We start from the raw sequence: 1,113 nt of genomic DNA, 5'->3' as shown, positions 1-1,113 counted from the left end.
CAGTCCACCACCCTGCGCGTACCGCATACCACCGACCTACCGCAGGGATCACCACACGTCACCACCCCCGACAACAACCCGAAGAGATCAGTAGGCGGCCTTCCGGCCGGGCCAGTCGCGGCCCATGCCCGGAGCTCACCTGCAGTGGGCGCTCCTGCTCTGGGCCAACTTGCGCGCCTGGCCGGAGCTCACCTGGAGGAGCCGCTCCTGCCCAGGGCTCACTTACTGATCGTTTCAGAATGAGGTTCGCAGGCGGCGGACACATATGAGACTGCAGGCCAGTTCGAGCAGGCCCTGGTGGAGATCGGCGCGTCGTTCGTGGGTACGGAGCCGTTTGAACTGGTGCAGCCAGGCGGTTGGGTCGAGGCACGCTCGACCACCCAGCGCACCTTGCCCAGTCCGGACCCGTGGGCGACGCCGCGTCGTGCGATCAACGGCTTGATGCCGCGTTTCCGCAGTAGGCGGCGGTACTTGTCGAAGTCGTAGCCCCGGTCCGCGTACAGACGCCGGGGCTTGCGGCGGGGACGTCCCCGCCGACCCCGAATCGGCGGAACGGCGTCCAGCAGCGGCAGGAGCTGGGTGACGTCATGCCGGTTCCCGCCGGTCAGCGTCACGGCGAGCGGGGTTCCGTGGCGGTCAACGATCAGGTGGTGCTTGGAGCCGGAACGGGCGCGGTCGACGGGCGAGGGACCGACGTGATCCCCCCTTTGAGAGCCCGGACGTGCGACCCGTCCACGGAGCAGTCGTCCAGGTCCAGGCGCGCCGAAGCTCGGCCAGCAGGGCGGCGTGCAGGCGCGGCCAGACGCCGGCCTCGGTCCAGTCCCGCAGCCGACGCCAGGCCGTCACTCCGGAGCAGCCCACGGTCTCTGCGGGGACATCGCGCCACGCGACACCGGTCCGCAGCACGTACATGACGCCGGCGAGTGCTGCCCGGTCGGGAACAGGCAGCCGACCGGGGTAGCGGCGGCGCCGTTCGGGAGCGGGCGGCAGCAGCGGGGCCACCCGCTCCCACAGGTCGTCAGGAACAAGATCAGCACGCACTCCGGACACCCTGCCGACCAAGATCGCCGAGCACAAGACCCGCAACTCAACTCACTGAAGCGATCAGTAAGG

Annotated in this window: 1 pseudogene; it reads right to left on the bottom strand. The window is 69.5% G+C overall.

Annotated features, from left to right (window positions below):
* Positions 1-234: 234 nt before the first annotated feature.
* A pseudogene (locus ACIBK0_RS51975) lies at positions 235-1,041 on the bottom strand (IS5 family transposase).
* Positions 1,042-1,113: the final 72 nt, after the last annotated feature.

The sequence above is a fragment of the Streptomyces sp. NPDC050564 genome (genome assembly GCF_044457265.1).
In the GTDB taxonomy this organism is placed as follows: Bacteria; Actinomycetota; Actinomycetes; order Streptomycetales; family Streptomycetaceae; genus Streptomyces.
This window is presented reverse-complemented; position numbering and strand designations above follow the sequence as displayed.